Source organism: Pseudoalteromonas sp. SIMBA_162, assembly GCF_046535955.1.
Lineage (GTDB): Bacteria > Pseudomonadota > Gammaproteobacteria > Enterobacterales > Alteromonadaceae > Pseudoalteromonas > Pseudoalteromonas marina.
Genome location: NZ_JAWJBQ010000731.1, coordinates 1 through 256 on the forward strand (window position 1 = coordinate 1; position 256 = coordinate 256).

Below are 256 nucleotides of genomic sequence, written 5' to 3' on the forward strand. Positions count from 1 at the left end.
GATCAATGCCTTCAAACAGGCGCTGACCGGCAAAGCCCTTGTGCAGGCCGCTGAAGCGGACTGCCGGGGCGGTGTCATCACTCATCGAGTAGGTCCTTCTAGGCAGGTGAGCATGAGTCTGGAATGGTGGAAAGCGCTGGCGAGTCAGCGCACTTGCACACTAAAGAGTGCCGGTGACACCAGGCAGGAGACGGGAATGCTCCCCACTGACGCCCTCACGACTTCCTCAATCAACAGTGACTACAGCGTCTCAGCT

Annotated in this window: 1 protein-coding gene; it reads left to right on the forward strand. The window is 58.6% G+C overall.

Annotated elements, in window-relative coordinates; all coding sequences use genetic code 11:
- On the forward strand, nt 1-256 hold a 256-nt coding region (locus R0J88_RS21605), incomplete at both ends, for a hypothetical protein (RefSeq protein WP_410901119.1).